Origin of the sequence: Anaerotaenia torta, assembly GCF_050433395.1 — a bacterium.
GTDB classification, from domain to species: Bacteria; Bacillota; Clostridia; order Lachnospirales; family Lachnospiraceae; genus Mobilitalea; species Mobilitalea torta.
Map to the genome: position 1 here is coordinate 145,078 of NZ_JBNPXH010000004.1, position 23,357 is coordinate 168,434.

Here is a 23,357-nt window from a genome sequence, read left to right on the forward strand (position 1 = left end):
GTCCGATGCTGTGTCTTCTCTCTTTTCTTCTATTCCCGCATATTTCTGCTGATGCGGCTCAATTCATAATCCGTTCCATGACCTCACGGCCCGTGGGTGTGGCGGCAAGGCCGCCCTCCCCTGTCTCCCGGAGCGTTTTCGGAAGGGCTTCGCCAACCTCCCGCATGGCATCAATCACTTCGTCCGGCGGTATCTGACTGCGTATTCCCGCAACTGCCATATCCGCGCTGGCAATGGCATTTACAGCTCCCACCACATTCCGCTTCACGCAGGGAACCTCTACCAGACCTCCCACCGTATCACAGACCAGCCCCAGAAGGTTTTTTAATGACATAGCGGCGGCATGGGCAATACACTGCGCATCCCCGCCGTTAAGATAAGCCAGCGCTCCTGCCGCCATGGCACTGGCCGAACCAATTTCCGCCTGACAGCCTCCTGCCGCCCCTGCCAGAAATGCTCTTGCAGCAATTACCTGCCCGACTCCCGATGCAACATACAGGGCTTCTATCATCCTCTGCCGGGATGCGCCGTACTGTGCCTCATAGCTTAACAGGACCGCCGGAATCACACCGCAGGAGCCGGCAGTGGGAGCCGCTACAATCTTCTTCATACAGGCATTGGATTCCCCCATTTTCAATGCTTTCGCAATTACTTCACCCATAAATGGGCCGCTTAATACCTTGTTTTCCGACAAGGCCCGGTTCATCCTGTCGCCGTCACCGCCCACCAGCCCGCTGGCAGACTTAAGCCTCTTGTCATATATCCTGTCCGCATCCTGCATCGCCTGATAAAGCCGGTCCATATGCTCCAGAGACTCCTCTGCCGTTACCATGCGCTCCTCCAGGTCATCCTCCAGAATCATCTGCCAGAAAGATCCTCCGGTCTCACGGCATTTATTAATAATCTCATCCAAGGATCTAAAACTCATGCTTTTCCTCCATACTCAGGTAAGTTACCTTCTTCACACCCTCTGCCTCGCGGAGCAGAGTAAGCACATCCGCCGGAACCTCCTGGTCACATTCAATGATCATAACGGCATTGCCGCCCCGCTTATCCCTGTGAATCCGCATCGTTCCTATGTTCACTGCCTTCCGGCTCAAAACCGAGGTCACCTGGGACACATGTCCCGGCTTGTCCTCATTATGGACGATCAGGGTGGGGCAGCCGGCGCTGATATCCGCCTCCACTCCATCAATCTGATTAATCAGAATAGCCCCTCCGCCGATAGAAGAGGCAATGAGCTCCAGCTTATTCCCCTTCACCCCTTCCAGCTTCATCAGCACGGAATTGGGATGGGCATTGCGCAGCTCAATTCCGGCAAATTGGAATGCCAGCCCCTTCTCTTTTGCATAGCGAAAGCTCTCGGGAATGCGCTCATCATCCGGCTTCATCCCAAGAAGTCCCGCGATCAACGCCTTATCCGTACCATGCCCCTTTCCCGTCGCCAGAAAGGAGCCGTGAAGATAGAGCTTCGCGTTTCTGATTTCCTCCTTCAGAAGCTGTCTTGCCGTAAATCCGATCCTCACCGCTCCCGCCGTATGGGAACTGGAGGGCCCAACCATAATGGGTCCCATAATGTCAAATACGTTCATTTTCTAATTTCCCCCTTGATCTTCCATGGCAGTACAGCATGTGGCAGGGAGGAGGGCATGATGCTCTCTGCCACATGCTGTACTATACTGTATTATTCCCTTCCATGGAGCGTAAGTACATTGAATTATCCCCTGTCATTCTCCTGGGCGCTCTTGCGTTCATTTAAAATGATACGGTCCAGCACCGCCTTATATACTAATATGATCTGGGCATCAATATAACAAAACTTATTGGAAATAAACTCGTATGACTTATATATAAAGCAAGCATTAATCAGAATCAGCGCCGGGATTGACAGGATCGGCTGAGGAATTCTGGCAATAATGAAAATACAGGAGGCCAGGTAGAATAAAAATGCCAGAAAGAAATTCTTACTGATCTTAAAGGCAATGATCATCGTATCATTCAAACGGCTGTGCATTTTAGTGATTACCTTGAAATCTCTATACTTCAGCTTATCATAAATGTCATTATAAAGGATCTGACTGTCGCTTATCTTCGTCTCCAGGTTCTTTTTTACGAAAGCAGAATAGCGGAGATAATTTGCTTCCCCCAACTCTCTGCTGATGAGTTTTTTAAATACACTTGACATATAATCACCTACTCTCTTTCCCATGTTGGCAGTCTTCCTTCTGAACTTTATATCACATTCCTATTTTATTGTCCAGTATATTCTACATTCCACAGCCATAAAAACATAATTTTTTGATCCTGTGATACTACTATTATTCTCTGTGGACACAAAATAAAACTCTGCAAATAATGACACTATTACCTAATGTATCTATTCTTTTTGTTCTTTCGCAATTCAGGTCGAATTATTAACAAAATGTTCATAATATATCCATATTAAAAACATATATGTCCATTATAATAAAAACAAGTTAAGAAAGCAACTGATAGGAAACAGCGAAACAAAAACAAGAAACACCAATTTAATATTGCTTACAAGATAATTTTTTTCATAAAATAAGCCCGGCAGCTACCCTCCCCCCTCTACCGGGCTTCTCCTCTTTTTATCGGGCCGTTATCCTTAAGCCGACACCGTGATGGAACTTGTTTCCATCTTTTTTTGTGCCTGCCAGGGGCTCCGGAAGAAATATGAACGAAGGGGGCAACAGGATCATGAACATGGTTTACCTTCCTAATACAATATATGGAACTCTCCATACATTGTTCATCTCCTCTCTTTCGCTCCTATGTTTCGGCCTTTTTCTAACAAAATATATTTTTTTCTTTAATGTAGCCGAATAATTTGTTATAATGTTCGGTAGTAAAGGTTCATCAGGAGATTAGAGAGTATTGCTGTCTGAGAATCCTGTTCATTAGAAAACTAACCCAGGAGGAAGAAAAATGTCAAATGTAATGATTATGGACCACCCTTTAATCCATCATAAGTTGGGAATTATGAGACGTAAAACCACATCCACCAAGGAGTTTCGTGATCTCGTATCCGAGGTTGCCATGCTGATCTGCTACGAAGCGACCCGCAAGCTTCCGCTTACTGACATAGAAATTGAAACCCCGCTTGTCACCACCACCGTAAAGGAAATCGCCGGTAAAAAGCTATGTATCGTCCCCATTCTGAGAGCAGGCCTTCATATGGCGGACGGTATTCTCAATCTGATCCCCAGTGCAAAGGTGGGACATGTTGGCTTATACCGCAATGAAGAGACCCTGGAGCGGTGGAATATTTTTGCAAGCTTCCCTCCGACGCCCAGGAACGTGAGATCTTTGTAGTAGATCCCATGCTGGCTACGGGAGGCTCCGCTGTGGCGGCAATCGACATTCTGAAGAAAAGAGGAATTACCAAGATCCATTTCCTCTGTCTCATTGCAGCCCCGGAAGGCGTGGAGCGGCTTACCAAGGCTCACCCGGAGGTCGAGATCTATATCGGTAATCTGGATGAGAGATTAAATGAAAAGGGATATATCCTTCCCGGTCTCGGAGATGCCGGGGACAGAATCTACGGAACCAAATAATTAGATACCGCATCCGCATGAGAAAGCAAACAACAGGGGCCGCCGCACTGATCAACCATAGTGCGCAGCCCCTTCTGTATGTTCGCGGCCTATATGGAATAAACCGGACTAATTACAAAGTTGAGAATTTATAAATCGTAACCGTATCAAACTCCTTTCCCGCTTTCAGCGCGCAGGAAGGAAATCCGCTGATATTGCAGGAGTTGGGGAAATACTGTGTCTCAAAGCAGACACCGTATCTCTTTCGGTAATCTGCTCCGTTCTTGCTGTTATTCACCGGAGTCAACATATTGGCGGTATAGAACTGGATGCCGGGAAGGTCGGTAAATACCTCCATCCTTCTGCCGCTCTTTTCATCCACCAGCTCCGCCGCCTTCTCCACCTGGCCGCCGTTAATGTCCAGTACATAATTGTGATCATATCCTCCGGCAAGGACAAGGGGCTCATAATCCGCATCAATATCCCGGCCGATGGTCTTCATGGTTCTGAAGTCCATCGGTGTCCCGGCAACATCCCGTAATTCCCCTGTAGGAATTAAATCTGCCGTGGTGGGTGTAAACTGGTTTGCCTTAATCCATACCTTGTGATCTAAAACCGATCCGGAATTATGTCCGGCCAGGTTAAAGTAAGCATGATTGGTGAGATTGACAATGGTGTCCCGATCGGATACCGCAAGATATTCAATTACCAGTTCATTGCCTTCGGTCAGGCTGTAGGTTACCGCCACATCCAGGTTGCCGGGAAATCCCTGCTCCATGTGGGGGCTCAGTCTTGAGAACTCAACGCTTACGATATCCTCATCCTCATACACCTCTGCCTCATACACAAATTTATTATAGCCGTGAAAGCCTCCATGAAGATTATTCTTACCGTCATTCTTGTCCAATTCATATACCTTGCCGTTCAATTCAAATCTGGCATCACCGATCCGGTTGGCATGTCTGCCGATAAAGGAACCGAAGCCCGGCCCATTCTCCTCATAGCCCGCCAGGTTATCAAATCCCAAATTCACATCAGCAAAGTTCCCTTTTGCATCCGGAACAATAATACTTACAATATTGGCTCCAAAATTAGTCAGGGAAACCTTCATTCCATTGCGATTGGACAGGGTATACAGAGTTACCTCTTCCCCTTTTGTTGTTTTACCAAATGATTTCTGTGTAATCTCCATGTTTCTTTCTACTCCTTATTTTTTATTTCATGAGTTTATGCACTCTGCTATGACAATTACATTTCATTATAACATAATCATGTAAAATATCAAATATTTTCTTTGTATGTATTTTACTCAATTGACAGCTCCCAGCCCTAATGTTATACTTGGGGGCGTTAATAAATCGAAATACGGTATATGCGTTTCACAGAAGGAGAAAACAAAATGAAGCAAAGCAATACGATAAAACGAGTTATTATTTCCTGTCTGGCCATGGTGCTGGTCATTCTGGCTATGGTACTGATTTATAACCGATTTAAACCAGAGCCTCAAAAGGGCGCCAAGGAAATCGCCATTGAAGTTATAATTCCTGAAGAAGAGGCACAGAAATTCACCCTCCATACGGATGCAGAATATCTGCGTCAGGCTTTGGAAGAAAAGGATCTAATTCAGGGCTCCGATTCGGAATATGGTTTATTTATTACGGAGGTCAACGGACGAAGCGCCGATTCTGCCAAGCAGGAATGGTGGTGTATTACCAAGGACGGTGCTTCAGTGGAATATGGAGTGGATTCCATTGCAATTGCTGACGGTGATAAATACGAGATTACCTTGACGGTGGGTTATTAATGCAGTGCCTGCCAATCGCAGAGGCTTTATCCGTCACAAAAGAAGACTGACAGGGGGGCGGCTATGAGAATTAAGGATATTGCATTGATCGGGATAATGAGTGCCATATTAATTACCGTTCAGGTAGCTCTTAGCTTCCTTCCCAATATAGAACTGGTTTCGCTGTTTATTATTTTGTACACCCTGGTCTTTGGCAGGAAAACCCTTTACATCATCTATGTTTTTGTAATAGTGGAAGGTATGATCTACGGTATAAGCCTTTGGTGGATTAACTATCTGTATATCTGGACTCTCCTGTTTTTTGCAGTTATGTTATTCCGCAGGCAGCGTTCCGTATTGCTGTGGGCCATCCTGTCCGGTTTCTACGGACTGGCCTTCGGTGCATTATGCGCCATCCCCAATCTGTTCCTCAGCGGGCTTCCTTCTGCCGTCAGCTACTGGATTGCCGGTATTCCTTTCGATATCGCACACTGCATCGGTAATTTTATTATTACCCTGCTGCTCTTCCATCCTCTTTACCATGTACTGGATCGAATCCACCGAAAGATAATGTGCTGAGATCAGGCACCTGGCCGGTATGAAAATGAGCTGTTGCAGCGATAGATGCTCCACCCATCGCTGCAACAGCTCCTTAATCAACTGTCCCAAACAATATAGCCATTTCTTTATAAACTTATTTCTTAATCAAGACTAAATTTATATACTAGAAAAAGGTACACTGTAAACCCAACATTGATTATAATCTTGTTACATTTGTTGCCTGAGGGCCCTTTGCTCCTTGAACTACCTCAAACTCAACCTCCTGGCCTTCCTCTAAAGACTTGAAGCCATCCATGTTAAGACCGCTGTAGTGTACGAATACATCATTGCCCTGCTCATCGGAGATAAATCCAAATCCCTTCTGATTGTTGAACCACTTAACTGTACCTTTGTTCATGCTAATTCCTCCAAAAATAAAAAATAATATTTATTAATTGTCAGTATTCTGACAACAAGTTTATGATATCACTCTTTCCATACCATGTCAAATGTTATTTGTCGACAGAGTGATTTAGTTCGTATGCTTCCGAAGCGATACACAGGCCGTAACCATTGGAAACCAGGTGCTTTAAACCATCCGCCAGGTCAGACAGCTTCATGATGATGGAAGTGTCTCTTCCGGCAGTCGCCAGCGTATACATATATTCTACACTGATGCCTGCATCCGCCAGGCATTTCAGCACCTTGTGAAGGGTTCCCGGCTTCTGTTCAATCTTTACTGCAATGACATCCGTCAGCATGGCGGAGAAATTTTCCTCTTTCAATATTCTCCTGCCTTCCTCCGGGTCGGATACGATCATCCTGAGAAGTCCGAATTCCGAAGTATCCGCCAGACTGAAGGACACAATATTGATATTGTGCTCCGTCAGGGCTTCCGTAACCCGCTCCAGGCTGCCCTTGGTATTCTCGATAAACACCGATAATTGCTTTATAACCATAGTCCTCCTCCTTCCATTTAGACGAGTTTCCGCTTGTCTATGACTCTCTTGGCCTTTCCTTCCGATCTCTGTATGGTCTTAGGCTCCACCAGCTTCACCTTTACAGCCAGGCCCAGGGCGGATTGGAGCACCTGAGTAATCTTTCGGGTCAGTCCCTCCAACTGCTTGATCTCATCGGAGAAAAACCGCTCCTCTACCTCCACCTGCACCTCCAGAGTATCCAGGTTGTTGACACGGTCCACAATGAGAAGATAGTGGGGGCTGGTCTCCGCTATTTCCAGCAGTGCCGTCTCAACCTGGGACGGGAATACATTCACTCCCCGGATAATCAGCATATCGTCAGAGCGTCCCTTAAACCGGTCAATCCGGGCCATGGTTCTTCCGCATCGGCATTTCTCATAGGTAATGCTGGTCAGGTCCTTCGTCCGATACCGGAACAGGGGCAGGGCTTCCTTGGTAATGGTGGTAAATACCAGCTCTCCCACTTCACCCTCCTTACAGGGCTCCAGGGTCTCCGGATTGATAATCTCCGGTACAAAATGATCCTCATAAACATGAAGTCCGTTATGGTATTCACAATCGGCAGCCACACCGGGCCCCAGGATTTCACTCAGCCCGTAGATATCATAGGCCTTCAGATTCAGCCTTGTCTCGATTTCCTTCCTCATGTTCTCGGTCCAGGGCTCCGCGCCGCAGATAGCCGCCTTCAGCTGGATATTGCCGATCCGGCCCGTCTCCTCCAAAGTCTCCGCAATATGGAGCAGATAGGAAGGCGTGCAGGCAATGGCCGTTACTCCGAAATCCTCCATCATGGTAATCAGCTTCTGGGTATTGCCGGAGGACATGGGGATAACCGTAGCCCCCAGATTCTCCGCACCGTAATGAAGGCCCAGACCGCCGGTGAACAGGCCGTATCCATAGGCCACCTGGATTTTGTCCTGGGGCCCCACACCTGCCATGGCAAGCACTCTTGCCACGCATTCCTGCCATAGGTCAATATCCTTTCTGGTATAGCCTACAACGGTGGCCTTGCCGGTGGTGCCGGAGGAAGCATGGATTCGTACCACCTCCGACTGGGGTACGGCAAATAATCCAAAGGGATAATTATCCCGAAGATCCTCTTTCGTTGTAAAAGGAAGCTTATCCAGGTCATCGATGCTTTGGATATCTCCCGGCTCCAGACCCATCTGCTGCATTTTCCTGCGGTAGAACTCTACACTGTGGTACACCCGGTCTACCATTTTCCTCAGCCGTACGCTCTGCAGATTATGAATTTCATCACGGCTCATACATTCCTTTGTCTCATTCCAAATCATGCGGTAATATCCTCCTGCTCTGCAACGATATATCCATGCTCTCTTAAGACGGAGGCTGTCTTTATCAGGTCTCCGGTATTGAGAATCATCAGCGGAATCTTTCCGCTGCGGACTACGATGGAATAAATATAATTGATGCCGATACCGGCATCCGCGATCACATGCAGCATGCCATCCAGTACGCCTGGCTTGTCCTCCAGCTCAACCGCAACCGCCTCGGACACCTTAACTGCGAAGCCCCCGGCATTCAGCACCTCCTTCGCCTTCTCCGGCTGGTCCACTACAATCCGGAGAATTGCAAATTCCGGTGTATCAAAGGATGCGATTGCCCGCAGATTAATTTCATTGTCCTTCAGAACCGAGGTCACCCCGGCCAGACTTCCATTCTCATTCTGCACAAATACAGAAAGCTGTTTAATCATTATCCTGCCCCCTCCTTCTAATAGCCCGCCTGTCTTTCGCGGGACTATTTCATTCTAAGCTGTAGCGAATTAATTTACTTTATCCGTGCAAATGATATCCCACCTCAAAGGCCCGTTTATTGATATCAATTGTCTTGGGCGGAACCGTCTCTTCGATTACCTTCAGCCATTCCTCCCGGGAGAAATTCATATGCTGTGCGGCGACTCCCAACACAATAATATTGAAGACCTTGCTGTTTCCCAGCTTCTTCGCTTCCTCCAGCGCATCCACACTGTAGATTCTGTGGCTCTGCTCCAGATCCTCCAGAATATTCTCCGGGTATTTGGCGGCGCCGATGACAACAGGCATCGGATCAATCCGGTTATCATTCACAACCATGGCGCCGTCTTCCTTGAGAAAATGGGCATATCTCAATGCTTCCAGGCGTTCAAAGGCGATGAGGAGATCCGCCTGCCCCTCCTCCACAATGGGCTCATACACCTTATCTCCATAGCGGACAAAGGTAACTACGCTGCCGCCGCGCTGAGCCATTCCATGAACCTCGGACAGCTTCACATCATAGCCGGCCTGCATGGTCAGGGCTCCTAATATTCGGCTGGTGAGCAGGGTTCCCTGCCCTCCGACACCAACAATCATTATATTCTTCGTCTCCATAGTCTTCTCCTCCTATCGCTCAACCGGCTCGATTGCGCCGAATTTGCAGGCCTGCCGGCAGAGGCCGCAGCCGGTGCACATGGTGTCATTGATTACTATGGTTCCGTCCTCCCGCTTGGTGATGGCGGGACAGCCAGGCTTCATACACATGCCGCACCGTTTGCACACCTCCGGCAGAATACGGTATTGGAGCTTAACCGGTGCCTTACTTAACAGCACACAGGGGGACTTCGTTATAATAACCGTCGGTTCCTCTGCGGATGCGGCTTCCTTAATGGCCTTCTCCAGAGTATCGGTATCAAAGGCATTGATTTCAAAGACCCGTCTTACTCCCACTGCACGGCAGAGCTCTGCCAAATTCACGGCATAGGTTTCCTCTCCCTTCAGGGTCTTGCCGGTGGCGGCATGATCCTGATGTCCCGTCATTCCCGTGGTGGAGTTATCGAGAATCATAACCGTGCCGGTTCCCTTATTATAGACCATGTTAATCAGGGAATTGATTCCGGTATGCATAAAGGTGGAATCTCCGATTACCGCCACCCAGTTCCGGATATAATCCTTCCCCTTTGCTTTCTCCATTCCGTGAAGGGTGGAGATGCTGGCTCCCATGCATACGGTGGTATCTACCACGCTTAAGGGTGCCACGGCTCCAAGAGTATAGCAGCCAATATCCCCCGCAGCATGGATCTTAAGTTTATTCAAAACAGAGTATACACTCCTGTGAGGGCAACCGGGACAGAGAATCGGAGGTCTGCCGGGCACCTGTGCCGGAAGAACCTGCTCCGGCTGCTGACCGGAAATTGCCTTTTTCAGCAGATTTGCCGAATATTCTCCCTGGACTGTGAGTATCTCCTTCCCGATAGCCTTGATTCCCCAGGACTTCACCTGCTCTTCAATAATCGGGTCTAGTTCTTCTACAATATATAAGGTATCTACCTTGGACGCGAATTCTTCAATCAGCTTTCTCGGAAGCGGGTTCACGATGCCCAGCTTGAGTACACTGGCCTCCGGGAAAGCCTCCTTCACATATTGATACGGAATTCCGGAGGTGATGAAGCCGATGCTGGTGTCCCGGTACTCTGCCCTATTGACAGGCAGACTGCTGCCGTCCCTTTCCAGAGCATTCTCCCTGCTTTCCACCACCAGATGCCGCCCCTTTGCATTGCCGGGCATCATTACATTCTTCGCCACATCCCGCACATAGGGCTTGTCCTCCTTCTGAAGGCGCTCTCCCAGCTCCACCATGCCCTGGGAATGGGAGAGTCTTGTGGTCGAACGGACAATGACCGGTGTATCATATTTTTCACTGAGTTCAAAGGCAAGCTTCACAAAATCCTTGGCCTCCTGGCTGTCCGAGGGCTCCAGCACCGGTACCTTGGCTGCTCTTGCGATTGCCCTGGTATCCTGTTCATTCTGGGAGCTGTACAGGCCTGGGTCATCCGCAATAATTGCCACCAGTCCGCCGGTCACTCCGATATAGGATACGGTAAAGAGAGGGTCCGCCGCCACATTCAGCCCCACATGCTTCATGGATGCCAGCGCCCGCACACCGCTAACGGATGCTCCGATAGCCACCTCCATCGCCACCTTCTCATTGGGTGACCACTCTGAATAAATTTCCCCATATTTCGCAATATATTCACTGATTTCCGTGCTGGGAGTGCCCGGGTAGGCAGCCGAAACCTTGCAGCCGGCCTCATAGGCCCCTCTCGCAAAGGCTTCATTTCCCAGCATAATAACTTTTTCTTCCACTATGTAAATCTCCTTTCCAATCTGTCACATACTCCTGAATTCTATGCTAATTCTATCACATCTTTCCCCTGATGCAAAGCGGTTTCTATGCGCGAAACCGGCTTTCCTTTTCTCGCCCGTATGTTACATCTTCTTCCTCAAGCCGGTAACGCGCCTTGCATAAGCAAGGCATACTCACTTTTCCTTCCTCAAGTCAGTAACGCGCCTTGCTTTCCCTTCAAAACGCTGCAAGCTTCTGGGCGCAACCAATTTGATTGTGGCATCCAGGCCCAGCACTACTCTGAGATTCGACTTGATCCGCCGCTCCAGCTCTCCGAGACGTGTATAGGAATCCAGCAGGGATTCATCCGCCAGCTCCACTTTTATTTCCATAAAGTCCAGGAAGTTCTTACGGTCCACAACGATTTCATAATGGGCTCCGATCTCCGGAACCTTCAGCAGGACCTCTTCGATCTGGCTGGGGAATACATTGACCCCGCGGATGATCAGCATATCGTCGGAACGTCCGGAGAGATTCTCCATGCGTACCGTAGTTCTGCCGCATTTACAAGGCTCATACATCAGCCGGGAGATATCCTTGGTGCGGTAACGGATCAGCGGCAGCGCTTCCTTGGTGATACAGGTGATTACCAGCTCGCCCTTGGAGCCGGGAGGCAGCACCTTGCCGGTCTCGGGATCGATAATCTCCGGAATAAAATGATCCTCATTGATATGCATTCCGCACAGCTCCAGGCATTCCCCGGATACGCCGGGTCCGATAAGCTCACTCATGCCATAGTTCTGCGTTACTTTTATTTCCTTCCCCCAGATCTTATACATCTCCTGGCGCATGGGCTCCGTCATGCCCTCTCCGCCGAACAGGCCGATTCTCACCTTCAGATCCTTTGCCGGATCAAAACCCATCTGCCATGCTACCTCGCCCAGGTGAAGGGCATAGGAAGGCGTTGCTACCAGCAGAGTGGTCTCAAAATCCTGCATATACATGATCTGTTTCTGGGTATTGCCGGAAGAGGTGGGGCAGACGGCGGCTCCGATATTCTCTAGACCATAATGGAGTCCCAGTGCGCCGGTAAACATTCCATAGCCAAAGCAGATCTGGGCCACATCTTCCTTCTCCGCGCCACCCATCACGGCGATTCTGGAGACACATTCCGTCCAGATATCCATATCCTTTGCCGTATACCCTACCACGGTAGGCTTTCCTGTCGTTCCTGAGGAGGCATGGATACGCACCAGCTCTTTCTTCGGTACGGTAAATAAACCAAAGGGATAATTGTCTCTCAGGTCCGCTTTATTGGTAAAGGGCAGCTTTTCTAAGTCCTTCAGGCTTTTTATATCCTCCGGCTTTATGCCCCCTTCCTCCATCTTGCTGCGGTATGCCGGTACCTTGGCATAGATTCTGTTCAGTGTTTCCTGCAAACGCTGCAGCTGCAGTTTCTCCATCTCTTCTCTGGAAAGTGTCTCTTCTTTGGCCCAAATCATTTTTTCATTCCTCCATATCCTTATTTACTATTCTATCGAAAAAACACATACATGGGGAAAGAAAGCCCGTATCACAGGCTTTCTCTCCCCGTCGTTTTAACTGGATTTATTTTGTTATTCTTCAATGGATTTCTTTGTATGCACCGTTACGGTTTCCTCGTAGCAGGAGAATATCTCCTGTACCTTCTTCTTATCCAATGCCGGACTGATCAGGCTCACCACCGGTACTACCACTAACCCTGCCAGCATGGCGATTGCACCTGCATTGATGGGCGATGCAATATATTTGAGAAACAGGTTGGAGACGGTAATACCCACACCAGTTGCAAAGCTTGTCCATACAGCCGCCTTGGTGGTGCGTTTCCAGTACAGTCCGTACAGGAACGGCGCCAGGAAGGAGCCGGCCAGGGCCCCCCAGCTGATTGCCATTAGTTGGGCAATAAAGGTGTTGGGGTTCAATGCAATCACTACGGAGATGGCAATAAAGAATACAATCAGGATTCTCATAACCAGAATCTGCTTCTTCTCACTCATGTTCTTTATGAGATTGCCTTTGATAAAATCCAGGGTCAAGGTGGAGCTGGATGTCATAACCAGAGACGCCAGGGTCGACATGGATGCGGACAGTACCAGTACAACCACAATTCCTATCAGTACATCGGATAAGGAGGACAGCATATGAGGAATGATAGCGTCAAATACCACCGTCCCATCTGCTTTATAAATTTCCCCTCCATTGTAAAGTCTTCCGAAGCCTCCCAGGAAATAACAGCCACCGGATATCACAATTGCAAATATAGTTGAAATAATCGTTCCCGAACGAATGGATTTCTCATTCTTAATGGCATAGAATTTATGTACCATCTGCGGGAGTCCCCAGGTCCCCAGGGAGGTGAGGATAACCACACCCAGAAGGTTCAGCGGGTCCGGTCCGAAGAAGGAGGTATAGGCTCCCGGCTGGCCCTGGGTTATGGCAGCCTCGCTCTCGAACTTAGCCAGCTCCTTCACCGCATCCAGGAAGCCGCCGTTGTTGCTGAGCACGGCTCCTATAACGGCCACAATACCTGCCAGCATGATAATGCCCTGAATCAAGTCGTTGATGGCTGTAGCCATATAGCCTCCCAGAATGACATACACTCCGGTAAGGATTGCCATGGCGTATACACACACCCAATAGGGCACATGAAAGGCCATTCCGAACAGCCTGGATAAACCGTTATATACCGAGGCCGTGTAAGGCACCAGGAATACGAAGGCAATCGCGGAAGCAACAATGCGCAGAGATTTGCTGTCAAATCTGCTTCCAAAGAAATCCGGCATGGTGGTGGATTTCAAATGATGACTCATAACACGGGTCCGGCGTCCCAACACCAGCCAGGCCAGCAGGCTTCCGATCATGGCATTGCCAATTCCGATCCAGGTGGCGGATAAACCGTATTTCCATCCGAACTGACCGGCATATCCAACAAACACAACCGCCGAGAAATACGTCGTACCGTAAGCAAATGCTGTCAGCCACGGCCCTACCGCTCTTCCTCCCAATACAAAATCACCGACACTGGCGGTATGCTTACGGGCATAAATCCCTACCAGTATCATAACGGCAAAGAACACTACTAAAAACACTATTTTTACAAGCATCTTTTGTCCACTCCCTGTTTTTATTGAACGTCAGAGCGGCTCGCACAGCGTGTCACTCACGGTTCTTTTCTACATTTGTATTGCGCTTCTGACATGGTAGTTACTTCCATACTTTAAAGCATCAACACTTTAAAGCAATAATAACAAATTAGATCGCATGTGTCAATATAAATCCATTTTCTTTGTTAAATTAATTGCAAACTCTGCATCGCCGGGTTCCGACGGAATTCCGTCCGCCCTGGAGGCAGAAAAATCACATGTAAAATGCCTGCGGTGTAAGGAGAATTTCCATGACCGCAGGCAGCTTTCTTAACTCTTTCCTATATCAACAGACCGATCAACAAACAATAAAAACGGTATCTACATCCCCAGCCTGTATGCCAGAAATACCGACAAAACGGCAGCCACCGGCAGCAGAACCAGGAATTTGGTACGGCTGGTCTTATGACGGAAAACATACATTCCCAGGAAGGCTCCGAGACCTCCTCCAAGGAAAGCGGTTCCGATCAGAACCCGTTCCGGAATCCGCCAGGCTCTCTTCACAGCCCTTCTCTTATCAATTCCCATGAGAGCAAAGCCAGCTAAGGTTGCCAGAACAAAATAACCCATAATAAAATATTTTTCATAGGGCATGGGATTACTTCTCCGGATCAAGTGCCAGAGCAATTGCAAGCTCCTTCAGCTGCTTGTCATCCACCACATTGGGAGCATCCGTCATCAGGCAGGAAGCATCCTTTACCTTCGGGAAAGCAATAACATCACGAATGCTGTCCTCCTGGGCCATAAGCATAACCAGACGGTCCAGGCCGTAAGCCAGTCCGGCATGAGGGGGCACTCCATATTTAAAGGCATTGAGCAGGAAGCCGAAACGCTCATAGGCCGCCTCCTTGGTAAACCCTAGAACCTGGAACATCTTCTCCTGAACATCGCTCTGGAAGATTCGCACAGAGCCGCCGCCGATTTCGGTGCCGTTCAAGGTAATATCGTAAGCCTTTGCCCTTACCTTACCGGGATCGGTATCCAACAGGGGAAGGTCTTCCTCCATGGGCATGGTGAAGGGGTGATGCTTGGCAGTATATCTTCCCTCTTCCTTGGAGTATTCCAGCAGCGGGAATTCGGTCACCCACAGGAATTTATATTCATCCTTATGAAGCAGGCCAAGTCCCTTCGCCAGCTCCAGCCTCAGGGCTCCCAGCACTGCGAACACCACATCATCCTCGTCCGCCGCAAACAGGAGAAGATCACCCGGCTTGCCGTTCATGGCCGCCACCAGGGCTTTCAGCTCTTCCTCCGTCATAAATTTGGCAAAGGAGGATTTGTAGCCGCCCTCTGCATCGATTGCCAGATAAGCCAGGCCCTTGGCGCCGTAATCCTTGGCGAAGTCGACCAAAGCATCAATCTTCTTTCTCGGCATCTCCGCCTGTCCCTCGGCATTAATTCCCCGAACGGAACCGCCCCTTTGCAGGGCTCCGGTAAATACAGCAAAGCCGCAGTCCTTCACTGCCCCGGACACATTCTTAAGCTCCAGGCCAAAGCGAACATCCGGCTTGTCCGAACCAAAACGATCCATGGCCTCGGCATAAGTCATTCTTTGGATCGGCAGCGGTATATCGATGCCGATGCTTTCCTTGAACATTTTATGAAGCAGACGTTCATTCACATCAATTACATCATCCACATCCACGAAGGATAGTTCCATATCGATCTGAGTAAATTCCGGCTGCCTGTCCGCACGGAGATCCTCGTCACGGAAGCATTTTACAATCTGGAAATACCGGTCATAGCCGGCCACCATCAACAGCTGCTTAAACAGCTGGGGTGACTGGGGCAGCGCATAGAAATTACCCGGATGAACGCGGCTGGGAACCAGATAATCCCGTGCTCCCTCCGGAGTGCTCTTCGTCAGCATCGGAGTCTCCACCTCAAGGAAGCCTTCTTCTGCAAGAAACTGGCGGGTCACATTAGCCACCTTGCTGCGAAGGATGAGGTTCTTCTGCAGGTCGGGCCTGCGAAGATCCAGATAGCGATACTTCAGTCTCAGCTCTTCCTTTGTCCTGGAAGCCTCTTCAATGGGGAAAGGGGGCGTCTCCGCCTCGGATAGAATCCGTATCTCCTGCGCCCTGATCTCAATATCACCGGTAGCCAGATTCTCATTGACAGCGCCGGAACGTGCTTCCACCCTGCCGACAACTGCCGCCACATATTCGCTTCTCAGCTTCTCTGCCTTTGCAAAATTCTCACTTCCGCAGTCACTTTCCTCAAAGATGATCTGCAGCAGACCGGAACGATCCCGCAGATCCACAAAAATGATACCGCCTTTATTTCTGCTCTTTTGCACCCATCCCATAACTGTCACTGTTTCTCCGATGTTATTCCGGGATACCTCGGTGCATCTATGGCTTCTGTGTAAGCCTTTCATTGCTTCAGCCATTGTTTTCTATTCTCCTTATCTGATCTACATTCTTTTATATTTCCTAAGAAACTGTAAAGTCCATGCATTTACGGCCGCTTATAAAAGGTCTTACATAATTGGCTGCCACCCTCACATGCTCCGGATGTATTGCATATGCTCTCAGCGCTTCTTCGCTCTCCAATTCACTGTATAACAGCAGATCGAATTCGGAGGTCTCCATGGGCGTATCATACAGCTTCAGTGTGATCAATCCGTCAATGATTCCTACCAGGGCCTCCAGCTCCGCCCTCATTTTCTGCACATTCCTGCGATTCTCTTCCTCTGTAAAGCCTTCCGCATAATTATATGCTACGATATGTTTTACCATAGTAACCTCCATTCCATTCTTACAGGGCATGACTGATGGTGCTGACCTCTTCTTCTGTGAGCAGCTTCTCACAGTTTAATATCAGCTTTACATCATTCCCTACCCGGCCAATGCTCTTAATATAGCGGTTACCTGCCTGTGTGATCTGGGGCGGGTCAACGATATTCTCCCCGTCAATGGTCAGCACCTCGGCTACATGATCCACAATCAGTCCAACGTGCAGCCCTGAGATATCAATTACAATGATGCAGGTACGATCACTGTAGTCCTCCGGCTTCTTCTTAAAACGCAGACGAATATCCATAACAGGAATTATCTTACCCCTCATATTAATAATTCCCTTCATGTATTCGGGCAGCTCCGGCATCTGGGTAATTGCCTGGATTTTAATAATCTCGGTTACATATTTAATCTCAATCCCATAACTCTCCCCCTCAAGTGAAAAGGTTAAAAAACGCCCCTTCAGAGTATCCTCTTCCTCCAATATTGCTTCCATCATATCGGTCATGAATGTACCTCCTTTTTTTATGGAATTCTGTTCGTTACCGTTAATATCAACTCTCTCTAATTATATAGGGGATGAATCTCCTTGTCAACTTCTGCTGAAAAGGAAAACAAAAGACCGGTAAGAGCTGGTCAAATCCTTCCTTCTGATGTAAAATGCTATTATCTTATGTGTTGCTGATAATGCATGACATGAAAAGGAGGGAGAAACAATGCAGAAAAAGCAGACGGAGTTACGAATACTGCCCGCGGACCTGATCTGTGAATGTAAAATAACAGGTGTTCCTTCCGATCCGTCTCATTTTTTGCATAACCATGACGGCTGTGAAATTTTCCTCTTACTAGAGGGAGATATCAACTTTTACACGGAAGCGGACGGTAAGAGATTGAAACGCGGCGACCTCATCTGTATGCGTTCTTATGATTTCCACCGCGGAGAATTGCTGAGTCCGGATCTTTACAGCCGCATTACCCTTAACATCAGAGACGGATTACTAAAATCCCTTTCTACCGGGAAAACAGATTTGTCCTCCTGCTTTTATTACAATTCCTCTAAGAATCTTAATATATTTCATTTAAAGGAAGAAGAAATTGCCCGGTTTACAGAATATGCTTCTTTACTTGAGGCCGCACTGAATTCCCACGACTTTGGCAGCGATATCCTGGCCGATAGTTACCTGAAACAGATTCTGGTTATGATCAACCGGCTCACCATATCCCAGAATATCCCCAACTATTCCGGGATTATGCCGGAGCTTGTAGCTGACACCTGTGCCTATATTGAGGAGCGTCTTACGGGAGACCTCTCCCTGCAAAGCCTTGCCGGGCATCTCCATCATAACGGAACTTATGTCAGCAGATGCTTTAAGAATATTATGGGAATTTCTCTGCAGCAATATATCATTGCAAAGAGAGTAGTCTTTGCACAGAAGCTTCTGCGCGAAGGCTACTCTCCCAGCGATGTCTGTTATATGACAGGCTTTAATAATTATTCCAATTTTTCACGTACCTTTTCCAAGCAGAGCGGCTGTTCACCAAAACAATATCAGCTGCACTCCCGTTATTTCTTTTCGTAATTTCCAACTGTAATGCCTGCTTCCCCAAAATTCTCTACCGATGCATTTTTCTGATAAAAATAAATGGCATGCTTTTGGATACCCTCCACCGTATAATACTCGTCCTCCGGCCGGATCGGAAGGCTGACGGTCTTCTTATCAAAACCCGCTTTGTAAATAGCTGTAATTAATTCCACCGTTTTCTTTCCGTCGATTCCCGTGATCATGGGACGAATGCCATTTTCAAGAGCGGTCAGAAGATTCTCGATCTCTCCCGCGTGGCCCTCGTATTGCAAATCCTCCAGACTTTCATAATAATCCTTCAGCTTTTTCATCAGCTCCTGATTATGGCCGTCCGCCGGAAATCCGTTGGGCTGCGAGACTTCCGCCACACAGGACCAGGGAGCCGCTATTTTGGCCTTTTCACACTGAAGAACGATTCCCTGCTCTTCCCCGTGATGCACCACAGAGCTTGTCACCTCGCCCACAGAACCGTCCGCATAGCGCAGAGCCGCAAAGGAAACATCCTCCACCTCAGAATTGTCATGCATAACATTAGCCAGCATGGAAGTCACCTCTATGGGAAGTTCGCCCTGCATCCAGTTAATCATGTCAATATGGTGCACCGCATGATTCAGCGTGGGACCTCCTCCCTCCTTCTCCCATGTGCCCCTCCACCACAAATCATAGTAGCAGTGACCTCTCCACCACAGGGAATCAACATGCGCACAGCGGAGCTTTCCTGCCAGACCGCTGTCCAGAGTCTTTTTCAGCTTATAGATACTGTTTCGGAAGCGGTTCTGCGCAATACACCCCAGTACTACTCCATTTCGCTGCTCCGCCTCCAGCATTTCGTCACATTCTCTCAGGCTGGGCGCCATCGGCTTCTCCACCAATACGTTCTTTCCCGCATTCATGGAATTGATTGCGATTTCGGCATGGCTGGAGGGCGGCGTGCATACATGTACAAGATCAATTTTCAATCCGGATGCCAGCATTTTCTCATGGTCATCAAAAACCTGGGCATTCGTCAGCCCATATTTTACCTTGGCGGCCTCCGCTTTCTCCGGATAGATATCACATAGAGCCACAATCCTGCACCGCTCCTGAAAATTCAGAAGTCCCGGTATATGGGCATTAGAAATCGCTCCGGTTCCTACAACTGCTACATTTATCATCTCTGACCCGTTCCTCTCTCGAATTATGATAACCTGTCTGATTGTTGCCTGTTTTCTGATGCTCCCGCTTTATCGGTCACTTTATCCTTTCAGCCTGAAGCTCGGCTTTGACACACAGCTCCGCCGCTTTAAAGGCATGCTCCTGGGTCATGGCATTCTCCGTGCGGTTGATACAATCAAGAATTAATTGTCCAAAATAGGGGTACCCTACCTTCCCCGTCACTTCAAAATGCTGCTCTCCATCCTGATTAACCAGATAGACATGATTGCCGGTTCCGTCCAAAGACCCTATGTTCACATATTTTCTCAATTCGATATAGCCCTTCGTTCCCAGAATAAAGGTTCTGCCATCTCCCCAGGTTGAGAGCCCGTCCGGCGTAAACCAGTCCACCCTGAAATGCTGTGTGGCTCCGTTGTCTCCCACCAGCGTGGCATCTCCGAAATCCTCCAGCTCCGGATAATCCGGATGCCCGTAATTGCCTACCTGACTGTATTTTACCTGGGCATCCTTAACCCCGCAATAATACAGGAACTGTTCAATCTGATGGCTCCCGATATCGCACAGAATACCTCCGTAATACTCCCTCTGGAAGAACCATTCCGGCCTCCCGCTGGGATCTCCTACCCTGTGCGGTCCAAAGCCGTCAATATGAATGGGCGTGCCGATCGCTCCCTGTTCAATCAGATCCCCGGCAAATACGGCCGCTTCCACATGGATACGCTCACTGTAATAAACCATGTATTTCTTTCCCGTTCTTTTCACCATGTCTCTGGCTTGTGCAAGCTGCTCCAATGTGGTAAGGGGGGCTTTATCCGTAAAATAATCCTTGCCGGCCGCCATCACTCTAAGCCCCAGGGCACAGCGCAGGCTTGTCACCGCTGCACCGCATACCAGCTTCACTTCCGGATCATTTAGTATTTCCTCCTCGGAGGAAGCTGCTTTGACCCCTGGAAAGGCCTCCATGAATTTCTGCACCTTGCGGGAATCGGGATCATATACCCATTTCAAGGTGGCACCCGCCTCAATCAACCCGTTGCACATCCCGTAGATATGGCCATGATCCAGTGCGATTGCCGCTATCTGAAATTCTCCGGGAGCTACCACAGGAGCCGGCTTACCCTTCGGTGCATAATTCATACCGTCTTTTTTATCGTTCATTTTCTTTCCCTCCTCCCGGCTGTAAATCGAAATTGCAATTCTTACGATTTCAACCGATATTTGATTTTATTGTTGGTATTTTACTTTTCACTTGTATATAACAGCAATATAGCACGTTGTAATATGTAATTAATACACGATAAACGACTACTTTCTTTGCGAAATGCGACTTTTATGATGCTGTTATAACCAGGTGCTCAGGAAGCCGTTGATTCATAATGACGCAGGCTCAAACGAAAGAGCACATAGCAGGGAATTACAAATAATAAACCAAGCACCGGCAACAGCATAAACAGTCTGTTCTGTTCTCTGTCCGGCAGGTACAATAACGGATAATATTGAAACAATGCCAGCGGAATACAATAAGTAACCAGCTTTCATATCCCCTTGCCGTATATAAAATAAGGATAGCGTCCAAACTGGCGTGCGCCGCAGGTAAAGATGTTCATAGCATCCGTTCCCTGGGTTCCGAAAAAAATCCATTCTGAGCAGCGGGATCTGTACTGTACTCTGACGCTTCTCAGCCTTACAAGGGCTCGGTCAAACGCTCCATTGGCGAGTATTCCCGGGAAAGCCGGCAAATCCGTTTCCAGCATCTCCGCCAGGAAAAAAGGCATCAGCACAATGGAATCGCATAAAAGCATCTGTTCATAGGTAAAATCTTCAATTGCATTGAAACGTGAAAACATAAAATGGATACCAAGAAGCGCCCCAAAGGATATATACCATTATAAGGCATGATAGACAAAAATCGGCTCTATATGTTTAAAATACAAGTGTCCGTCTTCCCATGGCTGAAAATGAAGATCCATTCTTGAATCATTCCAATTTTGCGGAGTCCCGGAGGTGCTCAACTTTTTAGGGGCCAGGGGCTCTTCTACAATTGCCGGGAATTCCTGATATCCGAAGAGAAGATTCTCATGCATAGCAATAATCTCATATTTGGGCCCTAAGAATGCCCGCTCCTCTTGAAGCTGATAATGATAATAGATATAGCTGCTCATCATCTCCGGCTTCAGGCGGGCAACTCTGCCTTTTCTGCTTTCCACCGGCTCTTTTCTTCTCCAATGCTCCTCACTCACCGGCTCATTGAAGTGAAATACATCAATCATGGGAATCCATTTGCGCTTGACTTCCTTTCCTGGCCAATCCTCCAGGTAATCACCCACACTTTGAAACAATTCCTCCGGCTGTACTTCATCCTTGAGGCATTCGCAATATAAGAAAATATTCTTCTCCCAATAATATGCTGCAATTACCATTGCATGTCCATCTTCCACCAGGCCCTGCACTTCTTTTTCTTTCTTTAACAAATTAGTTACTTTATCCTCATAACCATCTTTTATTTGTGATCTAAATATTAGCCGTTTCATATGTTTTCTCCAGTTTCATAAAATAATCAAAGGCATTTAGAATTTCTTTAGCCATTATAAACTATTGTTTTGTATTATTCAATAAAACCCCATCATACTGTTATTGGGTGTAGGCTACAGCGTTTAAACCTGGCAATAGACGTTTTTAATTCCCTTTCCAATTTTATTTCGATATCCTCCATAAATATCAGCTCCAATCCATGCCCCCATAAAGGGTGCGACGCCAATACTTCGGCGATGGGCTCCAACAATCCGAATTTCAATCCACGCACCCATAAAGGGTGCGACTAATGCGCACGTCTAAGGTAGTTAACTACATTATAATTTCAATCCACGCACCCATAAAGGGTGCGACTAATTGGGTGCTGAAAGGCCTGATGGCATCCATGTATTTCAATCCACGCACCCATAAAGGGTGCGACGATATCCGACACAAAGGGAAATCCATACATCATCATTTCAATCCACGCACCCATAAAGGGTGCGACTTGTTTTGCATCTCTGTCCGCTTTGACCGTCCGATTTCAATCCACGCACCCATAAAGGGTGCGACTTAAATGCAACAATCCTGGTTGTCCTGTGCCGACGATTTCAATCCACGCACCCATAAAGGGTGCGACACCCTACTACCGGGCATAAGGTCGGCGACATTGTATTTCAATCCACGCACCCATAAAGGGTGCGACCGGCGGTGGCCCCAGGCTTCACGGACAACGCTACGGATTTCAATCCACGCACCCATAAAGGGTGCGACAATGATCCGCATAGAGAGTATCGTGACTTATGCAAATTTCAATCCACGCACCCATAAAGGGTGCGACGGTAAAGAGTGGACGGAAATCAAAGCGGATATTGCGATTTCAATCCACGCACCCATAAAGGGTGCGACTCCGGTTCTGGCCGTATGAGATTCCTGGAGCAGATTTCAATCCACGCACCCATAAAGGGTGCGACTATATCAAAAGGTGATCTAATCAATGCATTATCCATTTCAATCCACGCACCCATAAAGGGTGCGACTGGTATCGCTGAATTTAAAGCCGGCCAGTATTGCATTTCAATCCACGCACCCATAAAGGGTGCGACTCAAGACGTACGTCAACGTCTTATTTTTATGCCCATTTCAATCCACGCACCCATAAAGGGTGCGACAGCGCCGTAAATGTAAGCGTTCACTTACAATACATATTTCAATCCACGCACC

At 48.1% G+C, this 23,357-nt stretch carries 24 protein-coding genes, 1 pseudogene and 1 CRISPR repeat array (1 of these 26 running past the window's edge); of the genes and pseudogenes, 4 read left to right on the forward strand and 21 right to left on the reverse strand.

The window, feature by feature from the left end; genetic code table 11:
• Window positions 1-58: 58 nt before the first annotated feature.
• From sdaAA to HNQ56_RS08740, 3 genes are all read right to left on the reverse strand, one after another.
• The gene (gene sdaAA, locus HNQ56_RS08730) at window positions 59-928 is read right to left on the reverse strand and encodes an L-serine ammonia-lyase, iron-sulfur-dependent, subunit alpha (RefSeq protein WP_429144716.1); all 870 of its coding nucleotides are present in this window, start codon (window positions 926-928) and stop codon (window positions 59-61) included.
• Complete coding sequence (gene sdaAB / locus HNQ56_RS08735) at window positions 918-1,592, reverse strand: L-serine ammonia-lyase, iron-sulfur-dependent subunit beta (RefSeq protein WP_429144718.1); 675 nt, start codon at window positions 1,590-1,592, stop codon at window positions 918-920. Before sdaAB ends, sdaAA begins: the two co-directional genes overlap by 11 nt.
• A gap of 125 nt (window positions 1,593-1,717) precedes the next feature.
• Window positions 1,718-2,209 carry a hypothetical protein gene (locus tag HNQ56_RS08740; RefSeq protein WP_429144720.1) on the reverse strand — a complete coding sequence of 164 codons (492 nt, stop codon included), beginning with the start codon at window positions 2,207-2,209 and terminating at the stop codon, window positions 1,718-1,720.
• A gap of 737 nt (window positions 2,210-2,946) precedes the next feature.
• On the opposite strand from HNQ56_RS08740, the pseudogene upp reads away from it, so the two are divergent.
• Window positions 2,947-3,575 (forward strand): annotated as a pseudogene (upp, locus tag HNQ56_RS08745) (uracil phosphoribosyltransferase).
• Window positions 3,576-3,687: 112 nt separating this feature from the next.
• Here the strand turns inward: upp and HNQ56_RS08750 are convergent.
• Window positions 3,688-4,746 carry an aldose epimerase family protein gene (locus HNQ56_RS08750; protein WP_429144721.1) on the reverse strand — a complete coding sequence of 353 codons (1,059 nt, stop codon included), beginning with the start codon at window positions 4,744-4,746 and terminating at the stop codon, window positions 3,688-3,690.
• A 207-nt stretch (window positions 4,747-4,953) separates the two neighbouring features.
• Between HNQ56_RS08750 and HNQ56_RS08755 the strand changes: the two genes are divergently transcribed.
• Window positions 4,954-5,358, forward strand: a complete 405-nt coding sequence (locus HNQ56_RS08755; protein WP_429144723.1) for a DUF4430 domain-containing protein — start codon at window positions 4,954-4,956, stop codon at window positions 5,356-5,358.
• A 63-nt stretch (window positions 5,359-5,421) separates the two neighbouring features.
• Window positions 5,422-5,916 carry a hypothetical protein gene (locus tag HNQ56_RS08760; protein WP_429144725.1) on the forward strand — a complete coding sequence of 165 codons (495 nt, stop codon included), beginning with the start codon at window positions 5,422-5,424 and terminating at the stop codon, window positions 5,914-5,916.
• 178 nt (window positions 5,917-6,094) lie between these two features.
• Here HNQ56_RS08760 and HNQ56_RS08765 read toward each other — a convergent pair whose 3' ends face one another.
• The 12 genes from HNQ56_RS08765 to HNQ56_RS08820 all read right to left on the reverse strand — a co-directional run bounded on the left by HNQ56_RS08765 (window position 6,095) and on the right by HNQ56_RS08820 (window position 17,392).
• Window positions 6,095-6,295: a cold-shock protein gene (locus HNQ56_RS08765; protein ID WP_429144727.1), complete on the reverse strand. Its 201-nt coding sequence runs from the start codon at window positions 6,293-6,295 to the stop codon at window positions 6,095-6,097.
• 94 nt (window positions 6,296-6,389) lie between these two features.
• Window positions 6,390-6,836, reverse strand: a complete 447-nt coding sequence (locus tag HNQ56_RS08770; RefSeq protein WP_429144728.1) for an ACT domain-containing protein — start codon at window positions 6,834-6,836, stop codon at window positions 6,390-6,392.
• A gap of 17 nt (window positions 6,837-6,853) precedes the next feature.
• Window positions 6,854-8,152 carry a phenylacetate--CoA ligase family protein gene (locus tag HNQ56_RS08775; RefSeq protein ID WP_429144730.1) on the reverse strand — a complete coding sequence of 433 codons (1,299 nt, stop codon included), beginning with the start codon at window positions 8,150-8,152 and terminating at the stop codon, window positions 6,854-6,856.
• Window positions 8,149-8,574, reverse strand: a complete 426-nt coding sequence (locus tag HNQ56_RS08780; protein ID WP_429144731.1) for an ACT domain-containing protein — start codon at window positions 8,572-8,574, stop codon at window positions 8,149-8,151. Before HNQ56_RS08780 ends, HNQ56_RS08775 begins: the two co-directional genes overlap by 4 nt.
• A gap of 79 nt (window positions 8,575-8,653) precedes the next feature.
• Window positions 8,654-9,229, reverse strand: coding sequence for an indolepyruvate oxidoreductase subunit beta (locus HNQ56_RS08785; protein WP_429144733.1), 576 nt, complete (start codon window positions 9,227-9,229; stop codon window positions 8,654-8,656).
• Window positions 9,230-9,241: 12 nt separating this feature from the next.
• Window positions 9,242-10,981, reverse strand: coding sequence for an indolepyruvate ferredoxin oxidoreductase subunit alpha (gene iorA / locus HNQ56_RS08790; protein ID WP_429144734.1), 1,740 nt, complete (start codon window positions 10,979-10,981; stop codon window positions 9,242-9,244).
• A 174-nt stretch (window positions 10,982-11,155) separates the two neighbouring features.
• Window positions 11,156-12,463: a phenylacetate--CoA ligase family protein gene (locus HNQ56_RS08795; protein WP_429144735.1), complete on the reverse strand. Its 1,308-nt coding sequence runs from the start codon at window positions 12,461-12,463 to the stop codon at window positions 11,156-11,158.
• A gap of 114 nt (window positions 12,464-12,577) precedes the next feature.
• Entirely contained in the window at window positions 12,578-14,104 is a 1,527-nt protein-coding gene (locus HNQ56_RS08800) for a sodium:solute symporter family transporter (RefSeq protein WP_429144736.1), read from the reverse strand.
• A gap of 360 nt (window positions 14,105-14,464) precedes the next feature.
• Complete coding sequence (locus tag HNQ56_RS08805; RefSeq protein WP_429144738.1) at window positions 14,465-14,737, reverse strand: DUF1294 domain-containing protein; 273 nt, start codon at window positions 14,735-14,737, stop codon at window positions 14,465-14,467.
• 4 nt (window positions 14,738-14,741) lie between these two features.
• Window positions 14,742-16,535 (reverse strand): aspartate--tRNA ligase, encoded by a 1,794-nt coding sequence (aspS, locus tag HNQ56_RS08810; protein ID WP_429144740.1) that lies wholly within the window; start codon window positions 16,533-16,535, stop codon window positions 14,742-14,744.
• A 43-nt stretch (window positions 16,536-16,578) separates the two neighbouring features.
• A complete protein-coding gene (locus HNQ56_RS08815) occupies window positions 16,579-16,884 on the reverse strand; it encodes a Dabb family protein (protein WP_429144741.1) in 306 nt (101 codons plus the stop codon).
• 19 nt (window positions 16,885-16,903) lie between these two features.
• A complete protein-coding gene (locus HNQ56_RS08820; protein WP_429144742.1) occupies window positions 16,904-17,392 on the reverse strand; it encodes a chemotaxis protein CheW in 489 nt (162 codons plus the stop codon).
• Window positions 17,393-17,600: 208 nt separating this feature from the next.
• Here HNQ56_RS08820 and HNQ56_RS08825 point away from each other — a divergent pair, with 208 nt between their 5' ends.
• Window positions 17,601-18,464, forward strand: coding sequence for an AraC family transcriptional regulator (locus tag HNQ56_RS08825; RefSeq protein WP_429144743.1), 864 nt, complete (start codon window positions 17,601-17,603; stop codon window positions 18,462-18,464).
• On the opposite strand, the gene HNQ56_RS08830 is transcribed toward HNQ56_RS08825, so the two are convergent.
• The 5 genes from HNQ56_RS08830 to HNQ56_RS08850 all read right to left on the reverse strand — a co-directional run bounded on the left by HNQ56_RS08830 (window position 18,449) and on the right by HNQ56_RS08850 (window position 22,153).
• Window positions 18,449-19,621: a Gfo/Idh/MocA family protein gene (locus HNQ56_RS08830; RefSeq protein ID WP_429144745.1), complete on the reverse strand. Its 1,173-nt coding sequence runs from the start codon at window positions 19,619-19,621 to the stop codon at window positions 18,449-18,451. The two genes, HNQ56_RS08825 and HNQ56_RS08830, sit on opposite strands and share 16 nt — an antisense overlap.
• Before the next feature lie 76 nt (window positions 19,622-19,697).
• Window positions 19,698-20,780 carry a Gfo/Idh/MocA family protein gene (locus HNQ56_RS08835; protein WP_429144746.1) on the reverse strand — a complete coding sequence of 361 codons (1,083 nt, stop codon included), beginning with the start codon at window positions 20,778-20,780 and terminating at the stop codon, window positions 19,698-19,700.
• A gap of 197 nt (window positions 20,781-20,977) precedes the next feature.
• Complete coding sequence (locus HNQ56_RS08840; protein ID WP_429144996.1) at window positions 20,978-21,154, reverse strand: ABC-2 family transporter protein; 177 nt, start codon at window positions 21,152-21,154, stop codon at window positions 20,978-20,980.
• A 3-nt stretch (window positions 21,155-21,157) separates the two neighbouring features.
• Window positions 21,158-21,469, reverse strand: a complete 312-nt coding sequence (locus tag HNQ56_RS08845) for a hypothetical protein (RefSeq protein ID WP_429144747.1) — start codon at window positions 21,467-21,469, stop codon at window positions 21,158-21,160.
• Between the two features lie 39 nt (window positions 21,470-21,508).
• Window positions 21,509-22,153, reverse strand: coding sequence for a hypothetical protein (locus HNQ56_RS08850; RefSeq protein WP_429144748.1), 645 nt, complete (start codon window positions 22,151-22,153; stop codon window positions 21,509-21,511).
• A gap of 190 nt (window positions 22,154-22,343) precedes the next feature.
• Window positions 22,344-23,357: direct repeats of the CRISPR family, unit length 32 nt; unit sequence ATTTCAATCCACGCACCCATAAAGGGTGCGAC (it continues 3,273 nt past the right edge of the window).

Bases quoted from the DNA above. Each gene is read 5' to 3' on its own strand.
- HNQ56_RS08825 (WP_429144743.1), top strand. From the start codon at position 17,601: ATGCAGAAAAAGCAGACGGAGTTACGAATACTGCCCGCGGACCTGATC.
- HNQ56_RS08805 (WP_429144738.1), bottom strand. From the start codon at position 14,737: ATGCCCTATGAAAAATATTTTATTATGGGTTATTTTGTTCTGGCAACC.
- HNQ56_RS08780 (WP_429144731.1), bottom strand. From the start codon at position 8,574: ATGATTAAACAGCTTTCTGTATTTGTGCAGAATGAGAATGGAAGTCTG.
- HNQ56_RS08835 (WP_429144746.1), bottom strand. From the start codon at position 20,780: ATGAACGATAAAAAAGACGGTATGAATTATGCACCGAAGGGTAAGCCG.
- HNQ56_RS08750 (WP_429144721.1), bottom strand. From the start codon at position 4,746: ATGGAGATTACACAGAAATCATTTGGTAAAACAACAAAAGGGGAAGAG.
- HNQ56_RS08820 (WP_429144742.1), bottom strand. From the start codon at position 17,392: ATGACCGATATGATGGAAGCAATATTGGAGGAAGAGGATACTCTGAAG.
- HNQ56_RS08850 (WP_429144748.1), bottom strand. From the start codon at position 22,153: ATGAAACGGCTAATATTTAGATCACAAATAAAAGATGGTTATGAGGAT.
- HNQ56_RS08800 (WP_429144736.1), bottom strand. From the start codon at position 14,104: ATGCTTGTAAAAATAGTGTTTTTAGTAGTGTTCTTTGCCGTTATGATA.
- HNQ56_RS08845 (WP_429144747.1), bottom strand. From the start codon at position 21,469: ATGTTTTCACGTTTCAATGCAATTGAAGATTTTACCTATGAACAGATG.
- HNQ56_RS08770 (WP_429144728.1), bottom strand. From the start codon at position 6,836: ATGGTTATAAAGCAATTATCGGTGTTTATCGAGAATACCAAGGGCAGC.
- aspS (WP_429144740.1), bottom strand. From the start codon at position 16,535: ATGGCTGAAGCAATGAAAGGCTTACACAGAAGCCATAGATGCACCGAG.
- HNQ56_RS08760 (WP_429144725.1), top strand. From the start codon at position 5,422: ATGAGAATTAAGGATATTGCATTGATCGGGATAATGAGTGCCATATTA.
- HNQ56_RS08815 (WP_429144741.1), bottom strand. From the start codon at position 16,884: ATGGTAAAACATATCGTAGCATATAATTATGCGGAAGGCTTTACAGAG.
- HNQ56_RS08765 (WP_429144727.1), bottom strand. From the start codon at position 6,295: ATGAACAAAGGTACAGTTAAGTGGTTCAACAATCAGAAGGGATTTGGA.
- HNQ56_RS08740 (WP_429144720.1), bottom strand. From the start codon at position 2,209: ATGGGAAAGAGAGTAGGTGATTATATGTCAAGTGTATTTAAAAAACTC.
- sdaAB (WP_429144718.1), bottom strand. From the start codon at position 1,592: ATGAACGTATTTGACATTATGGGACCCATTATGGTTGGGCCCTCCAGT.
- HNQ56_RS08755 (WP_429144723.1), top strand. From the start codon at position 4,954: ATGAAGCAAAGCAATACGATAAAACGAGTTATTATTTCCTGTCTGGCC.
- HNQ56_RS08775 (WP_429144730.1), bottom strand. From the start codon at position 8,152: ATGATTTGGAATGAGACAAAGGAATGTATGAGCCGTGATGAAATTCAT.
- HNQ56_RS08795 (WP_429144735.1), bottom strand. From the start codon at position 12,463: ATGATTTGGGCCAAAGAAGAGACACTTTCCAGAGAAGAGATGGAGAAA.
- sdaAA (WP_429144716.1), bottom strand. From the start codon at position 928: ATGAGTTTTAGATCCTTGGATGAGATTATTAATAAATGCCGTGAGACC.
- HNQ56_RS08785 (WP_429144733.1), bottom strand. From the start codon at position 9,229: ATGGAGACGAAGAATATAATGATTGTTGGTGTCGGAGGGCAGGGAACC.
- HNQ56_RS08830 (WP_429144745.1), bottom strand. From the start codon at position 19,621: ATGATAAATGTAGCAGTTGTAGGAACCGGAGCGATTTCTAATGCCCAT.